Source organism: Microbacterium sp. OVT16B (assembly GCF_019969705.1).
Taxonomy (GTDB): domain Bacteria; phylum Actinomycetota; class Actinomycetes; order Actinomycetales; family Microbacteriaceae; genus Microbacterium; species Microbacterium natoriense.
In genome coordinates, this window is the sequence record NZ_JAHXZA010000001.1 from 466,235 (window position 1) to 489,127 (window position 22,893).

Sequence of the window (22,893 nt, forward strand, 5' to 3'; positions counted from 1 at the left end):
TTCCGTCGTCGATCCGAAGCTCCATCCTCACCCGTCGTCGGCCTGGCCCGTCGCCGAGACCCGCGACTCGCGCCGAATCCCTCGCGGCCGGACCCACTGATCTCGCGCGGAGGGTCGTTTCGTCTCGCTGCGCTCGCGCAACGACCGGGCGCGCGTCCTCGGTCGTCGAGCGAGGAGCGCAGCGACGAGACGAAACGGGTTCCCTGGCGTGAGACGTCAGCCGGGGAGGATCACGGATGCCGCATCCGCGAGCGCGCGACGCACGGCCCTGATCGACGGCGCGTCGGCCGACACGCGCCGTGCGGACGAGAAGATCTCGCGCCGCGGCGAGCCGGGGAGCGCGCTGAGCGCCACGGTCGGGGCGTCGCCCGCCCAGACGAGCTCCGGAAGGAGACCGACGGCGAGCCCGGCCCTGATCAGCCGGATGTGCGTCGTGAGGTCGGCGACCTCGAAGTGCACGTCGGGTTCGAATCCGGCGGTGCGGCAGAGCTGCTCCGCCCATGCGCGAGACGCCGTGCCCGCCGGCTCCAGCACCCAGGGGTCATCGCGCATCGCCCACAGGGATGCCGCGGCATCCGCCCCCGACGGCTCGGAGGCCGCGTCCGCGCCTCCTGCCCGCCCGGCCAGGGCGATCGTGTCGTGGGCGAGGACGACGCGGTCGAGCTCGGCGACGATGGGCCGCGTGCGCCCCGGATACTGCTCGGCGAGCATGAGGTCGAAGTCGCGTCCCGCGACGCCCACGAGTCCGGTCTCGGGGTCGCACTCGGTGACGTCGACGCGGAGCGACGGATGCTGCGCCTGCAGTGCGAGCAGCGCCGGAGGCAGCAGCGCGTGGGCCGCGGTCTGGAACACCGCGATCCGCACGGTCCCGGTGACCTCGGCGAGGGATTCGGCCACGGCGACCTGAGCGTGTTCCAGCTGGTCGAGGATGCCGATCGCCTCGGCCACGAGCACGTCGCCCTGCGGTGTCAGCTGCACGCCGCGGCCCACCCGGCGGAGGAGCGGTACGCCGACGTCGCGCTCCAGCGCCGCGAGCTGCTGCGACACCGACGCCTTGCTGTACGAGAGGGCATCGGCGACCGCGGAGAGCGTGCCGCGGCGGCTGAACTCGACCAGCATCCGCAGTCGATGGACGTCGAGCATCCGGCCCTCCCTATTGTTCACTCTGGCTGAACGGAAATCACGCAAATCGGTTGATAGACGTAGCCTACCCGCGAGCCCGAGAATGTTCCGAGCCGCACATGATCCCGGGTGTGCGCTCCCCCTGGAAGGTTCCCCGCCAATGTCTGTCGTCGACACCACCACCCCGCGCACCGAAGAGGTCGCCGCCCTCGTGCAGCGCTGGCTCGCCGAGAGCGAGACCCACCCCGTCGAGCCCGCCGCCCAGCGCCTCTCCGAGGTGCTCAAGGACCCCAACGGCCTCGCCTTCACCGTCGGCTTCGTCGACGGCGTGATGCGTCCGGAAGACCTCAGCGTCGCCGGCCGCAAGCTCGCCGACCTGGCCGACATCACCCCGACCCTCCTGCCCGGCTACCTGCGCGCGGCGATCAAGACCGGCGGCTTCTGGGCGCCCAAGCTGCCCGGCGTCGTCGTGCCGATCTCCCGCCGCGTGCTGCGCGCCATGGTCGGCCACCTCGTGCTCGACGCGACGCCGTCGAAGCTCGGCCCCGCGATCGCGAAGCTGCGCAAGAGCGGCAACCGACTGAACCTCAACCTGCTCGGCGAGGCCGTGCTGGGCGACCGCGAGGCGGGTCGCCGCCTGAAGGGCACCTACGACTTCCTGGCCCGCGACGACGTCGACTACGTGTCGATCAAGGTGTCGAGCGTCGTCAGCCAGCTCTCGATGTGGTCGTTCGACGAGGCCGTCGCCGACGTGGTCGAGAAGCTCACCCCGCTGTACCGGCTCGCGGCCGACGCCGAGGCCAAGGGCACGGCGAAGTTCATCAACCTCGACATGGAGGAGTACCGCGACCTCGACCTCACGATCGCGGCCTTCACGAGCATCCTCGACCAGCCGGGGCTGGAGAACCTCGAGGCCGGCATCGTGCTGCAGGCCTACCTGCCCGACGCGCTCGGCGCCATGCAGCACCTGCAGGAGTGGGCGTCCGCCCGCCGCGCGAAGGGCGGCGCCCCCATCAAGGTGCGCGTCGTGAAGGGCGCGAACCTCGCGATGGAGGAGGTCGACTCGAAGATCCACGACTGGCCCCTCGCGACCTACGGCACCAAGCAGGACTCCGACACCAACTACAAGCGCGTGCTCGACTGGGCCATGACCCCCGAGCGCCTCGACGCCGTGCGCATCGGCGTCGCCGGCCACAACCTGTTCGACATCGCGTACACCTGGCTGCTCGCCACCGCCCGCGGAGTGACGGATGCCGTCGAATACGAGATGCTCCTGGGCATGGCCACCGGCCAGGCAGAGGCCGTCCGCAAGGACGTCGGCCGCCTGCTCCTCTACACGCCGGTCGTGAACCCGGCCGAGTTCGACGTCGCGATCGCCTACCTCGTGCGTCGCCTCGAAGAGAACGCGAGCCCCGAGAACTTCATGTCGGCCGTGTTCGAGCTCGCCTCCAACCCGCAGCTGCTGACGCGCGAGCGGGAGCGCTTCGAGCGCTCGCTCGCCGCCCTCGAAGCCGACCGCAGCGTGCCGGCATCCCACCGCGTCCAGGACCGCACGCGGGAGCAGGCGGATGCCGTCACCACCGGCTTCCACAACCAGCCCGACACCGACCCCGCGCTCGCCGCCAACCGCGCCTGGGGCCGCGACATCCTGCAGCGCTCCGTGTCGACCACGCTGGGCGAGGGGGCCATCTCCGCCGCCCGCATCGACACGGCCGAACAGCTCGACGACGTGTTCGCCGCCGCGACCGCCGCCGCCGCGAAGTGGGCCGCTCTCCCGGCAGCCGACCGGGCAGCCGTGCTGCACCGCGCCGGCGACGAGCTCGCCGCCCGTCGCGGCCAGCTGCTGGAGATCATGGCTCACGAGGCCGGAAAGACGATCGCCGAGGCCGACCCCGAAGTCTCCGAGGCCATCGACTTCGCGCACTACTACGCCGAGCGCGCCCTCGACCTCGAGGCCGTCGCGGGCGCCGAGTTCGTGCCGTCGAAGGTCACCGTCGTCACCCCGCCGTGGAACTTCCCGGTCGCGATCCCCGCCGGTGGCGTGCTCGCGGGCCTCGCCTCCGGTTCCGGCGTCATCATCAAGCCGGCCAAGCTCACGCAGCGCTGCGGCGCGGTGATGGTCGAGGCGCTGTGGGCCGCCGGCGTGCCGCGCGACCTGCTCGCCCTCGTCGACCTCGCTTCCCGCGACCTCGGCACGCAGCTCGTCTCGAGCCCGTCGGTCGACCGGGTCATCCTCACCGGCGCCTACGAGACGGCCCAGCTGTTCCGCTCCTTCCGCTCCGACCTGCCGCTGCTCGCCGAGACCAGCGGCAAGAACGCGATCATCGTGACGCCGTCGGCCGACCTCGATCTCGCGGCCGCCGACGTCGCCCGCAGCGCCTTCGGCCACGCGGGGCAGAAGTGCTCCGCGGCATCCCTCGTGATCCTCGTCGGATCGGTCGCCGAGTCGAAGCGGTTCGAGCGTCAGCTCGTGGATGCCGTGCGCTCCATGCGCGTGGGCCTTCCCGACGACCCCGCCACGCAGATGGGGCCGATCATCGAGCCCGCATCCGGCAAGCTGCTGAAGGCGCTCACCACGCTCGACAAGGGCGAGCGCTGGCTCGTCGAGCCGAAGAAGCTGGACGCCGACGGAAAGCAGTGGACGCCCGGTGTGAAGACCGGTGTCGCCGCCGGATCGACGACCCACCTGACGGAGTTCTTCGGCCCCGTGCTCGGCATCATGCGCGCGAAGGACCTCGACGAGGCCATCCGCCTGCAGAACGCCGTCGACTACGGCCTCACCGCCGGCCTTCACTCCCTCGACTCCGACGAGGTCGCCACCTGGCTCGACCGGGTCGAGGCGGGCAACCTCTACGTGAACCGCGGCATCACCGGCGCGATCGTGCAGCGTCAGCCGTTCGGCGGCTGGAAGCGCTCCGCGGTGGGCGCGGGCGCAAAGGCCGGCGGGCCGAACTACCTGTTCGGTCTGGGCGAGTGGGCCTCGGCCGAGCTCCCGGCCGCCGCCGCGGGCGCCGCGGTGACCCCGGCCGTCGAGGCGCTGCTGAAGGCGGCATCCGCCGACCTCGACGCCGTCGAGATCGAGTGGCTGCACCGTGCGGCCGCATCCGATGAGCAGGCGTGGACCGGCGAGTTCGGCATCGTGACCGACAAGTCCGGCCTCGGCGTCGAGCGCAACGTCTTCCGCTACCGCCCGGTCTCGGTCGACGTGCGCATCGCCGAGCAGGCTCCTCTGGTCGACGGCATCCGCGTGCTCGCGGCCGCGCTGCGCAGCGGCAGCCCGTTCACGGTGTCCGCCCCCGCGCTCCCGTCCTCGGTCGAGAAGGCGCTGCGCGCCCACGGCGTGACGGTGAAGCACGAGAAGGACGCCGCCTGGGTCAAGGGCTACGCGAAGGCGCAGGCCAAGGCCGAGCACAGCTGGAACCGCGTCCGTCTCGTCGGCGGAGACGCCTCGGCGCTGTTCGAGGCTCTCGGCGGCACCCCCGACGTCGCGGTCTGGTCGCACGCGGTGACCGGCGCCGGCCGCGTCGAGATCCTGCCGTTCCTGCACGAGCAGGCCGTGTCGATCACGAACCACCGCTTCGGCAACCCCACCACCCTCTCCGAGGGTGTGATCTGACCCCCACGACACCCGGTCCCCACGGGTTCCCCGGATAGCGCCGAGTCTCCCCGCTCGGCGCAGAAGACCCCGCCTGCTGGTATCCGCAGGCGGGGTCTTGTTCTTCGCCCTTCGGGAGCACGGGCACCGGTTCGGAGCGGAGCCGCGGGCACAGGTTCGGAGCGGCGAGGATGACACGCCGCAGGAACGACGGATGCCGCGGCCTGTCGGCCGCGGCATCCGAAGCTGTGCCCGATCGAAGGGCAGGGGTCCGATTCGAGGAGTCGGGACGCGGGGTCAGCCGCGCAGCGCCTCCGCGAGCTTGACGCGCGTGCCCATGCGCAGCAGCGAGTTCTCGTAGATCTTCGCGCCGATCAGGATCGCCGCCACGCACGAGGCGAGCAGGATCACCAGGCTCACCAGCGGCTCCCACCACTGGGCCTCTCCGACGAACAGGCGCATCGGCATCCCGACCGGGGCCGAGAACGGCACGTACGACATGATCGTCAGCACCAGCGGGTTGTCGTTGAAGAAGATGACCAGGAAGTACGGGGCCATCACGAGCAGCATGATCGGCGTGGTGGTCGAGCCGATGTCCTCCATGCGCGAGACCATCGACGCGGCCGCGGCGTACAGCGCCGCCAGCAGCACGAACCCGAACAGGAAGAACACCGCGAACCAGATGATCGGGGCGCCGAGGCTCGACAGCACCTCCTTCTGACCCGTCACGATGAGTCCGACCGTGGCTATCGCGGCGAGGGCGATGATCTGCGCCATCGCGAGCACCGTGTTGCCGATCACCTTGCCGGCGAGGAGGGTGCGCGGCGAGATCGACGACAGCAGCACCTCGACCACACGCGTCTGCTTCTCTTCGACGACGCTCTGCGCGATGGTGGCGCCGAACGTCGACGCGGCCATGAAGAACACCAGTCCGAAGCCGATCGCGATGAAGTACCGCAGCAGCGGGTTCGTCGTCGCCGGGTCCAGGATCTCGACGGACGGCGACACCGACAGGCCGCTCACGATCGAGCCCGGCGCGTCCTTGAGAGCGACGACCGTGTACCCGGTGGGGCCGTCGCCGGGCAGCACGGCCGCCTCGACCTTCTCGGAGCGCAGCAGCTCCTCGGCCTCGTCACGGCCGGTCACCTCGGTGACCTTGACGTTCGGCAGGGCCTCGACGACGGATGCCGTCTCGCTGGTCACCGCGACGGTCGTGGCCTCGGGGTTCTTGCTGGTGAAGCCGCCGATGAGGATGCCGACGAGCGCGAGCAGCAGCAGGATGCCCGTCGAGATCATGAAGGCCTTGCTGCGCAGCTTCGAGGAGATCTCGCGTTCGGCGACGAGCCAGATGCCGTTGGTCGCGCGGGCGGTGGCTGACGTGCTCACTGGATGACCTCCTTGAAGATCTGTGCGAGGGACGGATGCTTCGGGGCGAAGCTCGCGACGTCGCCGCGCTCCACGGCGGCGCGCAGCACACGCTGCGCGGTCTCGGGACCGTCGGCGTCGAACAGGGCGTAGCCGCCCTCGAAGTCGAGCACCGTGACGCCGGGCTCGGTGCGCAGCCAGCCGGCGTCGCCGGCGGAGACGAGCTCGTAGCGATCGCTCGCGTGCTCGGCGCGCAGCGCGTCGCGGGACCCGGAGGCGCGGATGGTGCCCCCGGCGAGGATGACGAGGTCGTCGCAGAGACGCTCGACCACGTCGAGCTGGTGCGAGGAGAACAGGATCGATGCGCCCTTCGCGGCGCTCGACTGCAGCACCCCCGCGACCACATCGACCGCGAGCGGGTCGAGGCCGGAGAACGGCTCGTCGAGGATCAGCACCTCGGGGTCGTGCACGAGCGACGCGGCGATCTGCGCGCGCTGCTGGTTGCCGAGCGACAGCGACTCGATCGTGTCGCCGAGGCGGGCCTCGAGCCCGAGCTCGGTGAGGAGCGCGGTGGCACGGGCCGTGGCATCCGCCTTGCTGAAGCCGTGCAGCCGGGCGAGGTAGACGATCTGCTCGAGCACCTTCATCTTCGGGTACAGTCCGCGCTCCTCCGGCATGTAGCCGAAGTGACGGCGGTCGTCGGCGGTGAGGAGGGAGCCGTTGAGCTCCACGCGACCTCCATCGGCCGAGAGCAGCCCCAGCACGATCCGCATGGTCGTGGTCTTCCCCGCGCCGTTGCCGCCGACGAAGCCCGTGAGGCGCCCGGGGGCGACCTCGAAGGACACGTCGTCGAGCACACGCCGCGAGCCGTAGCTCTTGGTGATGCCGCTCAGTTCGAGCTTTCCTGTCGTCACTTCGCCTTACTCCGTTCGCTCAGCACATCGCATGCCTCTCACGCTACGGACGGCGGCGGCCCGGGGCATCCCCCGCGCGGCGGACTCGGCCGGGTCCACCGCGGGGAGGACCGGGGAGTGCGCGCCGTCGCTGCTCCAGAACTCCGGGAATCCGGGCTGGTCCGTCGCCGAGGGTCCCGGGACAGGCGGATCCCCGCGCACAACTCCTCAAGAACTCCGGACTTCTGGCGGCTGCGGCCCCTGTTCGGCGCTCAGGGGCCGATTCTTGAGGAGTTGTGAACCGCGACGGCGAGCGCGGGAGACGGGTCAGCGTCGGGCGTGCAGCACCGTCCGCACCAGGAGGCCGGCGACGAGCGCCCAGAACGCGGCGCTCACGCCGAGCACGGAGATCCCGGATGCGGCGACCAGGAAAGTCACCACCGCGGGGAGGCGCTCGCCCGGGTCGTCGATCGCCTGCTGCACGGCCGACCCGAACGCCGCGAACAGGGCGAGGCCGGCGACCGCGGGGATGACGGCATCCGGCGCGAGGAGGACGAGCGTCGCGAAAGCGGCCGAGGCGCCGCCGAGCACGAGGTAGGACGCGCCCGTCGAGACCCCGGCGACCCAGCGCCGTGCCGGGTTCGGGTCGGCGTCGGGAGAGGCCGCCAGCGCCGCGCTGATCGCGGCGAGGTTGATCGCGTGTCCTCCGGCCGGAGCGCCCAGTGCGGTGCCGATGCCCGTCACCAGCATCGCCGGACGCCAGGGCACCTCGTAGCCGAAGCTGCGCATGATCGCGATGCCCGGCACGTTCTGCGAGGCCATCGTCACGATGAACAGCGGCAGGGCGATGCCGACCGCCGCGCCGAGGGTGAAGGTCGGGGCGGTGAGCTCGATCCGCGGCAGCAGCAGGGCAGGATCCACCGGCGCCCCGTCCTGCACGAGCGAGACGGCGACGACGATCGATGCCGTGACGAAGGCCAGCGGCACGGCCCACCGCGGCGCGAACCGCGCGCACACCAGCCACGTGAGGACGACGGGGACGACGCCCCACGGGTTCGCGACGAGCCCGGTGATCGGCGCGAGACACAGCGGCAGCAGGACGCCGGCGAGCATCGCCTGGGCGATCGACGGAGGGATGCGGGCGATCAGCGCGCCGAGCGCCGGCCACAGCGCGGTCAGCAGGATCAGCGCGGATGCCAGGAGGAAGGCGCCCACCGCGGCGGGCCAGCCGCCGTCGACGGCGCCGGTCGCGGCGAGCAGCGCCGCCCCCGGGGTGGACCAGGCTGCGGTGATCGGCATCCGGTACCGCCACGCGAGGACGATGCACGCGAGCCCCATCGTCAGGCTCACCGCGAGCAGGCCGCTCGCCGCCTGGGCGGGGTTCGCGCCGACCGCGGCGAGTCCGGTCAGCACGACCGCGAACGAGCTCGTGAAGCCGACGAGGGCCGTGACGACGCCCGCGAGGATCGGTCGGGAGAGCGGTGCGGCCTCGGGCATGACTCAGAGGCTATCGTGCGGGCGGCGCGTGCCCGGTGTCAGGCGAGGCCTCTCCGGTGGGCGATCACGACGGCCTGCACGCGGTCGCGGGCGCCCAGCTTCTGCAGGATCCGCGAGACGTGGGTCTTCACGGTGGCCTCGCCGATGAAGAGCGCCGTCGCGATCTCGGCGTTGCTGCGCGCGTCGGCGAGCAGCACCAGGACCTCCGCCTCGCGCTCGGTCAGCGGCTCGGCCAGCGGAGCAGGCGCCGTTGCCTCCGGCCCTCGGGCGATGGTGTTCGCGCTCGGGGCGGATGCCGCGGCCGGTGCTGCGGACGAGAAGCGCGCGAGCACCCTCCGTGTGACCTCGGGCGACAGCATCCCGTCTCCGGCGGCCAGCGCGCGCACCGCGGTGATGAGGTCTTCGGGGCCCGCGTTCTTCAGCAGGAAGCCGGCGGCTCCGGCGTCCAGCGCCTGGTGCAGGTAGTCGTCGCGGTCGAAGGTCGTCACGATCGCGATCGCCGCGGCCACCGCGGGGTCGGCGACGATCCGCCTGGTCGCTTCGATGCCGTCCATATCGGGCATCTGCACGTCCATCGTGATGACGTCGGGGAGCAGAGCGGATGCCGCGGCCACAGCCTCGGCGCCGGTGCCGGCCTCGCCGACCACCGCGATGTCGGGCTGGCTCTCCAGGATCGTGCGGAACCCGGCACGCAGCATGGCGTGGTCGTCGACCAGCAGCACCCGGATCATGAGACGTCCGCCGTCGCGGGGGTGAGCGGCACGCGGGCGCGCACGCGCAGTCCGCCGAGCGCGCGGGGCGTCACCTCGAGGGTGCCTCCGGATGCGGCTGCGCGCTCGCGCATGCCGAGCTGACCGAGCCCGGGGCGCAGCTGGGCGACGTTGCGGCCGGTGTTCACGATCTCCAGCTCCACGCCCTCGTCGTCGTAGCGGACCCGCACGTCGGCGGTGGCGCCGACGCCCGCGTGGCGGCGTGCGTTCGTGAGCGACTCCTGGGCGATCCGGTAGAGGTTGACGGCGACCATCGGGGGCACGGGCACCGGGTCGCCGATGACGGAGTAGTCGGACGGCAGGCCGGCCTCGGTCGAGGCGGCCACGAGCGACTCGATGTCGGCGAGTCCGAGGGTGGAGGCGGCATCCGTCGTCTCCCCTCCCGGCGTGCGCAGCGTCTCGAGGAGCTGGTGCAGTTCGCGGATCGCGTCGCGCGCCGAGGTCTCGATGCCGGTGAGGAGGTTCTTCGAGGCGTTCGGGTCCTGCTCGATCATGAGCCGGGCGGCGCCGGCCTGCACGCCCATCACCGACACGTGGTGCGCGACGACGTCGTGCAGCTCTCGGGCGATGCGCACGCGGTCGAGCGCCACGGCCTGCGCCGCGGTGACCTCGCGCTCGCGCTCGAGCTCGATCGTGCGCTCCTCGAGGACCGACCTCTGGGCCGCGGCGAGCCAGGAGCGCTCGCCGAAGTAGTAGGCGCCGCCGAAGTAGAGGATGTTCAGCAGCAGCTGGATCATCATGTAGGCGACGTAGGGCGAGAACGCGCCCGCGGCGACGTCGGCCTTGTCGGCCTCGCTGATCGCGTCGCGGTACATCGTGATGAGCAGCCACACGAACATGCCGACGATGATGCCGATCCGCACGATCAGCGCGCGGCGGCGGTCGTTCATCCAGGCGCCGACCGTGTAGAGCCCGACGAACATGGCGATGTTGCCGACGTAGATCTCGGGGATCTTCAGCGTGACCGCCGTGAAGTAGGCCAGGGCGACGAGGACGGCGACGGTGGCGGGCCAGCGTCGGCGCACGGCGAGGGGAACCGAGATCACGACGGCGTAGACGAGCGCGGTCCACAGCTCCTGCGCGTCGCCGCCGTAGACCTGCGCGATCGACGACAGCGCAGCGCTGAGCACGGCGCCGACGAACATGACGACGGCGAGCACCAGATCGCCGCGGTATTCGCGCTCGGTGGGCGTGCGGATGAAGGGCATGCTCCCCACGGTACGGGCAGGGGGATGCCGCGGCATCCCCCGTACGGCGGATGGGGTCCTGACGTCGGGGCAACTTGCTATTGACAAGCCTGCTTGTTTTTAACAAGCTATCTGCGTGAGGTCGGCGCCGCCGGCCGGCATCCGACAGAAAGACCGACAAGGGAGTCATCATGACCAAGGTGTTCGTCAACCTTCCCACCACCGACCTCGAGCGCTCGAAGGCCTTCTACACGGCCCTCGGCTGCGAGATCAACCCGCTGTTCACCGACGAGAACGCGGCGTGCATCGTCTGGAGCGACGATGTGTTCTTCATGGTCCTCAAGCGCGAGTTCTTCTCCACCTTCACCGACAAGCCGATCGCCGACCCCAACGAGGTCGTCCAGGTCTCGGTGTCGTTCTCGAAGGACTCCCGCGAGGAGGTCGACGCGCTGCTCGAGAAGGGCCTCGCCGCCGGTGGCGCCGAGCCCAAGCCCGCGCAGGACTACGGCTTCATGTACTCGCGCGACCTCGACGACCCCGACGGCAACTCGCTCGGCTTCCTGTACATGACGCCTGAGGCCGTCGAGAACGGCCCGGAGCACGTCGCCGAACAGGGCTGACATGGCCGCGCGCAGTTACGGCCAGTACTGCGGTGTGACGACGGCCGTCGAGCTGATCGGGGAGCGGTGGGCGCTGCTCATCGTCCGCGATCTGCTCGTCGGCCCTCGTCGGTACACCGACCTCAAGCTGGGTCTGCCGCGCATCCCCACCAACATCCTCTCGACGCGTCTGAAGGAGCTGCAGGAGGGCGGGGTGGTGCGCCGAGTGCCCCTGCACAACTGCGGACTCGTGTACGAGCTGACCCCGTACGGCAGGGCGCTCGAGCCGATCGTGCTCGCGCTCGGCCGCTGGGGCTTCCAGACCATGGGCGACCCGCAGGAGGGCGACGTGGTGACGGCCGATTCGCTGACGATGGCCCTGCGGACCGCGTTCAGACCGGATGCCGCCTCCGATGCCGAGTACGAGCTCCACGTGGGAGATGTCGCGCTGCGAGCCTCGGTGCGCTCGGGGGTGCTGGCCGTCACCCAGCTCGCTCCGCCCGCGCCCCCCGTGGGCGGCCGCCCTCCGGAGGGCGAACCGGATGCCGTCATCGTCGCGGGTCCCGGCATCCGCCGTCTGATCGCGGGGGAGATCACCCCCGATGAGGCGATCGCGCAGGACGTGCTCGCCGTGGTGCGCGGCGACGCGGGCGTGCTCGAACCTTTCGCCCGCACGTTCCACATCGCCCGGCTGCCGGAGGCGCTGACCCTCTGACGATCGACGGTTCTCGCACGGAGCACTCCTCTTATTAGTTGCGCGAGATGCGAGTTTCTTACATTCGGGTTTATCCAGGGTTTTGATATTGCGGTGGCTCCCAGCGGACGCATAGCTTTCGTCTGTGAATCCTCTTTCCTTCCGCTCTCCGGCTGCCTCTGTGCGTCGTGAGGGGCGTCCGTCGTTCTCCGTGGTGACGAGTCGTGGGCTTCGCGCCGGCCTGGGTGTCGTGTGCGCGGTGGCTGTCGTGGTGGGTGGGGGCGCGGTGTCCGCGTCGGCCGCACCCGTGTCGCCGGTGGTGGGGAAGGTGTCCCCGGTGGGGGTGTCGTTGCGTGAGGTGCAGAAGGCGCAGGTCGCTCAGGCGCAGGCGGTGGCGTCGGCGGAGGCGGTCGCGACCGGTGAGCCGGTGGTGGTGGATGTGTTGACGTCGCCGACGCAGCTGACCAGTGCGTTGCCGGACGGGACGATGCAGCTGGAGGTGTCGACGGTCCCGGTGCGGGTGGAGCAGGGTGAGACCTGGGTGCCCGTGGACACGTCGCTCGTCCCGGTCGGGGAGTGGTGGGAGCCGGCCGCGTCGGCCGCGCCGGTGCGGTTCTCCCCGGGAGGGTCGGACCAGCTCGCGCAGGTGCAGACGGCGTCCGGGGAGTGGGTGACGGAGACCTGGCCATACGGGGTGCTCCCCGCCCCGACCGTCGACGGGGACACGGCCACGTATGCGGAGGTCCTCCCCGGGGTGGACCTGAAGATGGTCGCCACGACGACCGGTCAGGCATCGATCTACGTCGTGAAGACGGAGAAGGCCGCCCAGTCGACGAAGCTCGACGACCTGCACGTGGTGATCGACGGCGCGGACCTGACGAAGACGTCCACCGGCGCGGTGGAGGCCGAGGCCGCGGACGGGTCGGGGATCGTGGCGGGGCAGCCGCTGTGGTGGGACTCCTCCGACGGGGCCACGTACCGGGAGCCCGGGGAGGAGACTCCGTCGCCGGTGACGCACGACGTCGAGGCCGATCGGATCGCGATGGACGTCGGCGCGTCGGTCGCGAAGGAGGAGAAACGCACCGGTGACGACGTCACCTACCCGATCTACGTCGACCCGGACTGGGCGGTGGGAGTCAACGGCTCCTGGTACACGGATGCCGCGTATCCGAACCAGTCGTACCTGAACGCCAGTGCGTCCGACGTGCTCCGCATGGGCCGGTATGAGCAGTTCCGGGGCAACATCTTCTTCGAGTTCCGGATCGCGTCGCTGGCAGGCAAGGACATCGTGGCCGCGCAGCTCGCGGCCACGCAGATCAAGTGGGCGTCCTGCCCGAACAGCCCCGTGCAGGTGCGCACGTACGGGCCGCAGATGTGGGGCTTCACCTGGAACCAGCAGAACCACTCGGCGTGGGGCCCCGTTCTGGACACCCAGAACCCCGGCTACTGCAATGGCCCCGCTGTCGCCGTCGGATGGAACGTGACGATGGGGGTTCGCGACAAGATCGGCGCTGTCGACATTCAGCTCGGGCTCGCCCCCCAAGACGAGAACGTCGTCTCGCGCCGCCACTTCAGCCGCGCCGCGACCCTCTACGTCACCTACAACACCCGCCCCGACGTCCCCGTCAACCCCGTCTTCACCTCCCCCTCGAGGCAGTGCGGGACCGCCGCCGCACCGGCGATGCTCGGCCAGAAGGACGTCACGGTGCAGGTCACCCAGACCGATCCCGACGGCGGCAACGTCGACACGAACTTCCACCTCATGAAGGCCTCCAACCTCAATGCCGCGATTCAGGATCGGCCGAGCGGTGTGCTCGCGCAGGGCACGAGATCCGTGACCTTCACCAACCTCACCGATGGCGAGACCTATGCCTGGCGGGCCTGGGGCAGTGACCATCGTATGGACAGCGCCGGCCCCAGTTCCTGGTGTTATTTCACGGTGGATACGACGAAGCCTGCGGTGCCGACCGTGACGGCGGCGCCCGGTTCGACGTACACCGTTGGTCAGCCTGTGGCATTGTCGGCGACGGGGGCGACCGATGTCGCCGGCTATGTGAGCTGGATCACTCCGACGCGGCTCACGACCCCGGCCCCTTCGGTCCCTGTGGAGGGAACCGTCAGTGTGGCATCGGCTCTTCCGAATTGTGGCGCTGGCGTCGGATCGACCGTGCGCTGGACGTGTGCGAGCGGATCGACGCCTGCAGCGATGACCGTTGCACCCATCGACTCCTTGTCAACGCTCTGGGTCTCGGCGTATGACAGGGCGGGCAACCAGAGCGCAGCCAAGGGCTTCCCGCTGTACCCGAACGGCAACGATACGACGCCAGCGGCTTCTGTGAACGTCGATGCCGGGCACGCCTGGCAGCTGTCGTCGATGACGACCCCGCTTCCGGAGACGATTCCCGATTCCAACCCGTGGATCGGGGCGAATGGCATCGACCTCCTGATTCCCGAGACCAGTTCGCGGACATCGACGGACCTCCCGGATCCGCCGCTCGAATCGCCTGTGCTCTCCACCGCGGGGGGAACCGCGTTCGAGGTGAGCACGATGACAGCTCCGGTCAACGCCATGAACAGCTTCACGTTCAGCGTCTGGCTGAAGGGCGGGTACAACGGCCTCAACGGCGCATCGCAGAAGATCGTGATGCAAGGAGGCGGTATGACCGGCAGCATTCAGCTTCAGGTCACTCCGGCCGGCGTGTACGCCTTCTGCGTCGGCGACTACAACGTGACCTCCGCAAGCACCGACAGAGCGAGCAACTGCGCCACAGGCTCCTCCATGTCCCACCAGTGGCAGCTCGTCACAGGAGTGTGGGATGCGGTGAACCAGCAGCTACGGCTACATGTGGGCAACGCCATGAATCCTGTGGCGGTGAACGGACATGTCGTGGGTGCCGGTGACCGTTCGGCGACGGGCCCACTGGTGTTCGGCCCAGCGCCGATGACGGGGCGGTGGGAGGGCCTGTTCACCAATCCGGTGATGGTTCCCGGTGTCATCGATCACATTCAGCTCGAGCGACTCGCGGCGTTCGAACTCCCGTTCTCCGATTGACCGAGAGGCTCATCATGTCGCATTCGATCCGACGCCGGATGGCATCCGTCGCCACCGTGATGGTGCTCGCCTCCGGTGTGCTGGTCTCCGCACCTGGTATGGCGGTCGCGGCATCGACGCCGACCGTTCCGATCGTGGATCTCGGCGATCCCGTACCCGGTGCACCGCTCGGCGAGGTGGGTGCGGGAGACGATACGGGGTCATCGACGAACGCGGCGACCCCAGAGGCGCCCGTGCTGCCGAAGCTCGACAGCACGGAGGTGGCGCTCACTCCCTCCGACGCCGTCGGGGTGACCACGGAGGGTGAGAAGAAGAGCACCTCGGCGACGGTCGTCGGTGAGTGGAGCGCTCTCGCCGAGACCGGCATCGAGCTCGCGCCCGCGGGGGAGAAGCCGGAGAAGAAGGACGAGAAGAAGGAAGAGAAGGACGAGGATGCCGTGCCGCCGGCATCCGTCACCGTCGACGTCCTCGACGAGAAGGCTGCAGGCAAGAAGGGGTTCGAGGGACTCGTCGTCTCGATGTCCCAGGCGGACGCTCCCGAGAGCGGAGCGCCGGTTGCGGTCAGGCTGCCGGAGGCTCTGCTGGCCGGTGCGTTCGGCGCCGACGTCGCGAGCCGTACCGAGTGGGTGCAGGTGCCTGCGTCTACCAAACCGGAGGACATCGCCGCGAAGGCGGTGCCCGTGGCGACCGCACGCACCGACGAGGGACTCGTGCTCACCCCGATGGTGTCGCGTGAGCCTATGCTGCTGGCTGCCGTGTCGGGCGCGAGCTCGGCGAACGGAACCGGTTCCTACGCGGCGACTCCGCTGAAGTCCTCGTCCTCGTGGGACGTCGCGGAGCAGACCGGTGCATTCACCTGGTCGTACGACATGGCGGTGCCCTCTCCCGCCGCGGGGCCTGCGCCGAAGGTCGGGCTCTCCTACAACTCCCAGTCCGTCGACGGACTGACGGCATCGACGAACAACCAGCCCTCCGCCGTCGGTGAAGGCTGGGATCTCTCGGCATCCGGCTTCATCGAGCGCAGTTACATCCCGTGCGCGAAGGACGACGGGGCGAGCGGCGCGGTGACGACCTCCGGCGACCTCTGCTGGCGGACCGACAACGCCACGGTGTCGATGGCCGGGCACTCCGGAGCGCTCATCAAGGACTCGGCGTCCGGCGCCTGGCGTCTGCAGAACGACGACGGCACCCGCTTCGAGCACCTCGTGGGCACCGCGCAGGGCTGTGCCGCGAACGGCACGGTGAACACCGACTGCTGGCGCATGACGACATCCGACGGCACCCAGTACTACTTCGGTCTCAACCAGCTGCCCGGCTGGTCGTCGGGCAAGGCGACGACGAACTCCACCTGGACCGTTCCCGTGTTCGGCAACGACGTCGGAGAGCCGTGCCACGCGGCGTCCTTCGCAGCCTCCTCGTGCTCGCAGGCGTGGCGCTGGAACCTCGACTACATCGTCGACGTGCACGGCAACGCGCAGACGCTCTACTACACGGCCGAGACGAACAAGTACGCCAAGGGCGGCTCGGGGGCGACCGCCTACCAGCGCGGTGGCGCACTGGCGCGCATCGAGTACGGCCTGCGCGCTGCGGACGTGTACGCGTCGAAGGCGGCCGGCTACCGCGTGCTCTTCACCTACGACGCGAAGGGCCGCTGCAACGACGCCTCCGGCGTGAACTGCACGACGGCGGCGCTCGACAGCGCGGTCATGCCGTCGCAGCCGACGGCCTACCCCGATGTGCCGTTCGACCAGCTCTGCACGGGCGCATCCTGCAGCGCCTCGCAGATCGCTCCGTCGTTCTTCACCAACGCGAGCCTCACCAAGGTCGAGTCGCAGGCGAAGGTGTCGGGCGAGTACTCGACGGTGGACTCGTGGGCGCTCTCGCACTCGTACCCCGACCCGGGTGACGGCGCCTCGGCCGCTCTCTGGCTCACGCAGGTCCAGCGCACCGGAACGGCCGCAGGGCAGGCGGCCATCGTCGAGCCGGCGACCGTGTTCTCCGGCGTGACGCTGCAGAACCGCGTGTGGGTCGTCGATGGCCTCGCGCCTCTCGACAAGTGGCGGCTCAGCTCGATCAAGACCAGCCTCGGCGCCGTCATCAGCGTCAACTACCAGGCCGCGCAGTGCACAGCGGCGCAGGCCTCCGGCATCCTCGCCGACCTGCCCAACAACACTCGCTGGTGCTTCCCCGAGTGGTGGGTGCCGCAGTCGACGATCCCGTTGGGCGGTCGCCAGGACCTGTTCCACAAGTACCCCGTGTCGTCGATCCAGGTGGATCCCAAGACTGGCGGCCCCCTGAGCAAGGTGCAGCAGACCCAGTACTTCTACGGCACGCCGCGGTGGCGCTACAACGACTCGCCGCTCACGATCGCGAACTCGAGGACGTGGAACGTCTTCTCCGGCGTCGACACGGTCGAGGTCCGCGAGGGCGATCCCGCGGCGCCCGCTGCGCAGAAGGTGACGAAGTACACCTACTACCAGGGCATGAACGGCGACAGGGCCACTGCGAGCGGCGGTGCGAAGACCGTGAACGTCGCGGGGACCAGCATCCCCGACGACCAGTGGTTCGCCGGCCAGCTCTACCGGCAGCAGACGCTCAACGGCGTCGGCGGCGCGGTCGTCACCGACCAGACGAGCACCCCGTGGGCGTCAGGTGTGACCTCCAACGACGGTGCGCGCCAGGCGCGGTTGACGGGCGTGCAGAAGACGATCGTCACCGAGCCGCTCTCGACCGGCGGGAACCGCACGCTCGAGACGCGCACGACCTTCGACAGCACCTACGGCTACCCCCTGACCGTGTCGACGATCCCGTCCGATGCGACGGGCAAGTGCGTCACGACCACCTATGCACCGGCGAACACCTCGGCCTGGATCGTCGGTCTGCCCAGCGAGGTGCGCACGGTCAACGCGACCTGTGCCGACCTCGGCGGTGCGCAGTTCCCGCGCGACCTGGTCAGCGACGTCAAGACGACCTACGACGGTCTCGCCTGGAACGCGGCGGCGACCAAGGGACTCGCCACGTCGACGCAGGTCGTCGATGCCTATGCCGGCGGTGCGCCGCACTGGGTGACGGCGGGGTCGGTGACCTACGACGCTCTCGGCCGCCCGCTGGCGAAGACGGATGCTCTGGGGCGCACCAGCTCGACCGCGTACACCCCGGCGGCGACCCAGCCGCTGCTGAGCACCGTCGACACCAACACGGCCCCGTTCTCGTGGCAGACCACGACCACCTACGAGCCGACCACGGGAACGAAGTCGAAGGTGGTCGACCCCAACGGCGCGACCACCACGTTGACCGTCGATGGTCTGGGGCGTACGACGGGCGTATGGCTGCCGCTGCAGACGCAGGCCGCGAACCCGGCAGCGCCGTCGCTCGCCTTCTCCTACACGCTGTCGCAGACCGCGCCCAACGCCATCAAGACCAGCACGTTGACCGGAGGCGGCATCGTCGAGAAGTTCGAGCTGTTCGACGGTCTGGCGCGCGCGACGCAGACGCAGTCTCTCGCGAGCGGCGGCGGAACAGTGGTCAAGACGACGAACTACGACGACCAGGGACGTGTCTACTTCGTCGACAACGACTACTGGACCACGTCGATCACCCCGGGAACGGCGTTCTTCACGCCGACCACGGAGAACAACATCCCGTCACAGGTGATCACCGCCTACGACGCGGTCGGCCGCGCCCTCACCTCGACGCTCAACACGACGGGAACGGTGCACTCCCAGACGATCACGGCCTACCCCGGTGCGGATCGCGTCGACAGCACGCCCCCGGCGGGCGGCACCGCGACGAGCACGTACACGAACTCGCTCGGGCAGAAGACGAAACTCGTGCAGTACCTCACCGGCGCCATCAGCGGCACCGGCCAGACGACGAGCTTCGCCTACGACGGCGCCGACCGCATGACGAAGATGACCGACCCGGCTGGCAATGACTGGACGTGGACCTTCGACCTGCTCGGCAACCGGACGGGTCAGGACGACGCCGACTCCGGGGTCTCGACCGCCACGTATGACCTGGTCGGCAACATGACGTCGACCACGGACGCCCGCGGGACGACCGTCACGACCACGTATGACGAGCTCAACCGCAAGAAGGCCACCTATGCGGGCACGGCATCGGGCTCGATGCTCTCGTCCTGGACGTACGACACCGTGAAGAAGGGTCTGGTCACGACGTCGACCGCGTACACGGGATCGACTCCCGGCAGTCCTGGTCTCGGCTACGCGACCACGGTGGGTTCGTACGACGCGGCGGGCAACCCGCTCGACTCGACGCTCTCCGTGCCGACCGGAGCCCCGGCGTTCGGAGGCACGAGCTACAAGACGACGTTCTACTACAACGTCGATTCGTCGCCGCAGGCCAAGCAGACGCCGGCGATGGGCGGACTGCCGTCGGAGCTCATCCGCTACAGCTATGACGCGTGGGGTCGCCTCAGCGGCGTGCGCGGGTCGTCGATCATCCTCGGCAGCACGACCTACACGCCGATCGGACAGCTGTCGCAGTTCAACCGCATCAACGGCTCGTCATCCACTGCGTACTCGACATATGCCTACGATCAGGCGACTGGCGCCCTGACGACCATTCAAGACCTCGCAGTGTTCGGAGGTGTCGGGCACAGCGTCGCTGATCGCTTCTACACGAGGGATGCCGTGGGCAACGTCACATCCGTGACGGCGAACTCCGTGCTGCCGACGGCGGGCACGCAGAAGGTCTGCTACACCTACGACGGGCTGCGTCAGCTGACGAGGGCGTGGACGCCGAACGCGGCGACCACCTGCGCGGCCGCACCGTCATCGGCGTCGATGGGCGGGCTGGAGCCGTACTGGCACGAGTACACCTACGACACGAAGACGGGCAACCGGACGTCGCTGGTGAAGCGCTCGACGACGGGCGTCGTGTCGACGGCCGCGTACACCTATCCCGCGGCGGGGGCGGATCGTCCGCATGCGGTGGGCACGGTGACGGGGCCGGCGTCGATGGGGCCGGGGTCGTACGCGTACGATGCGGCGGGCAATATGACGTCGCGGCCGGGGCAGACGATCACGTTCAACGAGGTCGGGAAGGTCTCGAAGATTGTGGCGGGGTCGGTGACGCAGGACATGGTGTACAACGTCGATGGCAGCATCCTGTTGCGTTCGAGCACGGTGGAGGGGTCGACGCTGTTCGTGGGAGACACGGTGTTGACGCAGGCTCCGGGCTCTTCGGTGATCTCGGGGTCGCGGACGTACAGTGGAGCAGAGGGCAAGCCGATCGCGGAGAGGTCGGCGAAGACCGGCACGACGGGGACGACCATGACGTGGTTGTTCTCGAATTTGGAGGGCACGGTGGATACGCAGACGGTCGCGAACAGCACGGGTGCGACCACCCGGATGCTGCGTGATCCGTATGGTGCGCCGATCGGGTCGTCGGGGGTGTGGGGTTCGGGTACCGGGTACATGAACAAGCCGGTGACGGCATCCACGGGTCTGACGACGGTGGGTGCGCGGACGTACGATCCGGTGCTGGGCAAGTTCCTCTCCGTCGATCCCGTGATCGACACGAACCTGCCCCAACAGAACACCGGGTACACCTACTCCGGCAACAACCCCACCACGAACTCCGACCCGACTGGGCTGAAGTTCCAGATCGATTGCCCGTCGTGCAAGGGTGGCGTCTTGAAGACGAAGAACTCGTACTCCCCACCTACGATCAAGCCAGGAGCGTCGTCACAAGTCGTGATTCGGCGGCTTCCCATGGCGGATTCCAACCAGAAGCCGAAATTCACAGAATGGCCTGGCGCCGGGACGCTGTACCTGCAGAGCAAGAGCACGTCGACCGCATGGCAGGGTAGCCCTTCTGGTCAGACGAAGCCTGAAACGCGGTCACCGTGGGCACCTCGAGGTGGCGGATACATCGAGATCAACCCCAAATGGCATATGCCGGAGCCGGAGGCTGGCTGGTCGGCCGGCGTATGCTTCCTGCTCTGCGTTGAATATCAGCGTGGAATTCGTGGCAGCCAAGCCGTAACCGTGTCTGCCGGGTTGCGAATCGAAGCTTCTGCGGGCGTTGGTGTATCCGCCGAAGACTCCGATGGCTTAGTTTCTCCCTTCGTGGTCGGAACCTGTTCCGCTGAGGCCGGAGTAGGGGCGACTGCAAGCTTCGGTCTCGGGCTAGTGCATGACCCGTATTATTCAAAAGACGGCTGGGGGCTAGCAGGTACGAGTTCTGGAGGGGTGAGATTCGGCGGCGGCGGCGGATGTTCCCTTGGCGTTCAATTTCCATTTTGAATACGAGGATAAATGTTTCCTGAGATTGTCATAGGCCCGATACTGATTACCTTCGGCGTATTAATGATAGTTCGGCGGCGCAAGATTGAAGATATCGTGCATAAGGGTCTTGAAATGACGCACGGAGATCCGGTGGCGGATATGTTGTCATCCGGAAAGCGGGCACGAGCTGGGTATGCGATAGGTGGCGCCTTGGCAATTGTTATGGGGGCAGTCGAGATAGTTTTGGCATTCATCCACTGAGGCATGATGTAAGACGTGGGCGGGGGAGTATCTTTGTGTCGAGCACGGCGGAGGGCAGGCCCGATCACCCAGTGGGTAGCCAGCGGGTGACCCTCGATCGGATGCCGGTTTAGTCTCAAGACCAACGCGGATGCCAACTTGAGTTGATTCAGAATTGCATTGCAAACGGGGTACCACGGTCGGCGATGCGTTCCTCACTAACGACGTCAGCAAGGCAGAAGCTCTGGACGGGTCTGCGGCATCAGAGGCTTTGCTCTCATGAGTCGAGGCATGCTTCGCAGTGGGCAGCCTACGGAAAACATCTTGTATCCGGTTCTCTATTCGGGTGAGATGCTCAAGTCGTGGGCTTCCACGGGAACGTACGGTTGCGCGAACTGGTTTGAGTTCGACGCGGGGCTCCAAGAAGGTAGATATAGGTCATGCTGACCAGATCTGCGCGAAGGCTCGTCATCGCCGGGGTCGTGCTGTCCTCTGTACTGGTCACAACAGGGTGCGTGGGCGGGCTCCCTTTCCCCTCTCGCCCCGCTCTCCATGAACCGGTGAGTATCACTGTTGTGGGCGATCGGATCTCGTGGGTCCAATGCCTCGGCCGCGACCTCACGGTGAACTACGTCTCGACTCGGCTCCGCGAGCAGTCCGGTGCGGAACGAGAGTGGGCTCTCTACACTGCCGAGGGAGATCCTGATGAGCTGATCGAGATTCCTTCGGGGGTCCCGGTCAACCTCGCTGAGAGCTTCAAGGGCCTGCCAGTGCTTCACGAGAATGACATCGCCGTATCCAAAGTAGATGGACCGGTCACCGTGTACCTTCGACTTCTCGGCCCGGAGGATGGAGTGGAGATGGCTTTTAGGAGCATCGATACCACATCACTCGTCGAGGGCAAGTACATCTACTACTCCGGCGAGATGAGCGACGAGCCTTGCGGAATGGAGCGGGAATGAGCCCACCCACCCCGGTAGATCCCCGGCAGGTGCGCGGCTACCTCTCGCCAGTGCGCCGCGAGGGCGCGGGGATGACCGTTCCCCTGAGTATTGTCGTGACGTCGCCCCGGACTCTGGTCCGGGGCTGGACATCTAAGCCGAGCCGATCGCGTGGAGCGAGGCCGTGACGTGGTGACGTGGTCGGCACGGTGGATGCTGTCCGTCGCCGTGATCGCGTCTGCGCTGACTCTGACGGGGTGCGCTCTGCGGAACATCGCCTACGACGTCGATGAGCGCGAACTGGTGGGAGCCTGGGGGCAGGAGTCTGGAGATCACGCCATGAGTCTCGTCATATCGGCGGATGGGACGTTCGTGGCTTCGTCGTGGCCCCGGAATCTCGTCTGCTCGGCGAGATCTGCAGACACCGTTGAGGATCTGAACGGGGACGATCTCGTCGATTTCGGTGGCTCATGGCGAAGCCTCAGCCCGGATCTCGGCTATTCGTTGGTCTTCTCGATCGAAAGTGGCGACTGTGCGCGCACAGGCTGGTCGTCTGACGTCTGGGACAGCGGGTCGGGGGAACTGGAGTTGAAGATCTTCCTCGACTCCGTGATGGACCCGGACAGTGCGACCGACAGTCAGATCTTCTGGATGCGTAAGGAGACGCGTGTCTCCTGAGGTCATCAT

13 protein-coding genes are annotated in these 22,893 nt (G+C 68.5%); 7 read left to right on the forward strand and 6 right to left on the reverse strand.

Translation table 11 applies throughout. From position 1 onward, the window contains the following. Window positions 1-216 precede the first annotated feature (216 nt). Window positions 217-1,143 (reverse strand): LysR family transcriptional regulator, encoded by a 927-nt coding sequence (locus LC438_RS02200; RefSeq protein ID WP_105677252.1) that lies wholly within the window; start codon window positions 1,141-1,143, stop codon window positions 217-219. A gap of 139 nt (window positions 1,144-1,282) precedes the next feature. On the opposite strand from LC438_RS02200, the gene LC438_RS02205 reads away from it, so the two are divergent. After that, window positions 1,283-4,738 carry a bifunctional proline dehydrogenase/L-glutamate gamma-semialdehyde dehydrogenase gene (locus LC438_RS02205; protein ID WP_105677254.1) on the forward strand — a complete coding sequence of 1,152 codons (3,456 nt, stop codon included), beginning with the start codon at window positions 1,283-1,285 and terminating at the stop codon, window positions 4,736-4,738. A 276-nt stretch (window positions 4,739-5,014) separates the two neighbouring features. On the opposite strand, the gene LC438_RS02210 is transcribed toward LC438_RS02205, so the two are convergent. The 5 genes from LC438_RS02210 to LC438_RS02230 form a co-directional block, all read right to left on the reverse strand. Further along, window positions 5,015-6,103, reverse strand: a complete 1,089-nt coding sequence (locus LC438_RS02210) for an ABC transporter permease (protein ID WP_223585704.1) — start codon at window positions 6,101-6,103, stop codon at window positions 5,015-5,017. Then, complete coding sequence (locus LC438_RS02215) at window positions 6,100-6,996, reverse strand: ABC transporter ATP-binding protein (protein ID WP_105677256.1); 897 nt, start codon at window positions 6,994-6,996, stop codon at window positions 6,100-6,102. The genes LC438_RS02210 and LC438_RS02215 overlap by 4 nt, the downstream gene beginning before the upstream one ends. Window positions 6,997-7,302: 306 nt before the next feature. After that, window positions 7,303-8,472 carry a benzoate/H(+) symporter BenE family transporter gene (locus LC438_RS02220; protein WP_223585705.1) on the reverse strand — a complete coding sequence of 390 codons (1,170 nt, stop codon included), beginning with the start codon at window positions 8,470-8,472 and terminating at the stop codon, window positions 7,303-7,305. A gap of 38 nt (window positions 8,473-8,510) precedes the next feature. Then, window positions 8,511-9,203, reverse strand: a complete 693-nt coding sequence (locus LC438_RS02225) for a response regulator transcription factor (RefSeq protein WP_223585706.1) — start codon at window positions 9,201-9,203, stop codon at window positions 8,511-8,513. Beyond that, complete coding sequence (locus tag LC438_RS02230) at window positions 9,200-10,450, reverse strand: sensor histidine kinase (RefSeq protein ID WP_223585707.1); 1,251 nt, start codon at window positions 10,448-10,450, stop codon at window positions 9,200-9,202. Before LC438_RS02230 ends, LC438_RS02225 begins: the two co-directional genes overlap by 4 nt. A 170-nt stretch (window positions 10,451-10,620) precedes the next feature. Here LC438_RS02230 and LC438_RS02235 point away from each other — a divergent pair, with 170 nt between their 5' ends. From LC438_RS02235 to LC438_RS02260, 6 genes are all read left to right on the forward strand, one after another. Further along, window positions 10,621-11,049, forward strand: a complete 429-nt coding sequence (locus tag LC438_RS02235) for a VOC family protein (protein ID WP_181155997.1) — start codon at window positions 10,621-10,623, stop codon at window positions 11,047-11,049. Window position 11,050: 1 nt separating this feature from the next. After that, a complete protein-coding gene (locus tag LC438_RS02240) occupies window positions 11,051-11,743 on the forward strand; it encodes a helix-turn-helix domain-containing protein (RefSeq protein WP_223585708.1) in 693 nt (230 codons plus the stop codon). Between the two features lie 124 nt (window positions 11,744-11,867). Then, the gene (locus LC438_RS02245; RefSeq protein ID WP_223585709.1) at window positions 11,868-14,774 is read left to right on the forward strand and encodes a hypothetical protein; all 2,907 of its coding nucleotides are present in this window, start codon (window positions 11,868-11,870) and stop codon (window positions 14,772-14,774) included. Window positions 14,775-14,788: 14 nt separating this feature from the next. After that, window positions 14,789-21,043, forward strand: a complete 6,255-nt coding sequence (locus LC438_RS02250) for an RHS repeat domain-containing protein (protein WP_223585710.1) — start codon at window positions 14,789-14,791, stop codon at window positions 21,041-21,043. A gap of 662 nt (window positions 21,044-21,705) precedes the next feature. After that, on the forward strand, window positions 21,706-22,227 hold the full coding sequence (locus tag LC438_RS02255) for a hypothetical protein (RefSeq protein WP_146114404.1): 522 nt from the start codon (window positions 21,706-21,708) through the stop codon (window positions 22,225-22,227). Between the two features lie 192 nt (window positions 22,228-22,419). Further along, on the forward strand, window positions 22,420-22,884 hold the full coding sequence (locus tag LC438_RS02260) for a hypothetical protein (protein WP_223585711.1): 465 nt from the start codon (window positions 22,420-22,422) through the stop codon (window positions 22,882-22,884). The last annotated feature ends 9 nt before the right edge of the window (window positions 22,885-22,893 follow it).